The 535-nt window shown below is 48.0% G+C and carries 1 protein-coding gene; it reads right to left on the bottom strand.

The window, feature by feature from the left end; genetic code table 11:
• Nucleotides 1-535: DUF484 family protein (locus tag R7Z47_RS26575; RefSeq protein ID WP_318130988.1), on the bottom strand; the 535-nt coding region annotated here is incomplete at both ends.

Here is a 535-nt window from a genome sequence, read left to right on the forward strand (position 1 = left end):
CGCAAGCACGCCAAGCGTCTGCTTCTTCACCAGCGGCAGTACCACATAGGAACCCATTTCTGGCACATCCATATTGCCAAACAACGCTTCACGATCCACTTTACGCAAGCGGCCCAAATAAGCCTCTTTGCCATTTAGGTGGTTGGTCGCAAAACGCTGGTAATGTTCTTTGCTAAGTTGCGTCGATGCATCGCATTGGCTAAACAAGCGAACATACGCACGCAGTCCGAGATCTTTGGCTTTTAGCTCTATCGCGCTAATAACTTGCTTGAAGTCACCGCACTTTAGAATCGAGCCCTGCAAATCCATGAACTCGTAGAAGGTACGATCGTTGTTTGCCGCAAGCGACATTAACGTGGTGATCTCTTCTTCAAGCTCTTCAATACGCTGACGCTGGCGATTCATTTGAATATGCACCAACGAAACCGTACCTAAATCCGAATGTGGAAAAGACAGACGATCCACCAGCTCAGGGCGCTCAACAAAAAAGTCAGGGTGATCTTTTAGGTATTCAGCCACCACTTCTGCCGTTAAT

Origin of the sequence: Vibrio sp. 1641 (assembly GCF_033339995.1) — a bacterium.
Classification (GTDB): domain Bacteria; phylum Pseudomonadota; class Gammaproteobacteria; order Enterobacterales; family Vibrionaceae; genus Vibrio; species Vibrio alginolyticus.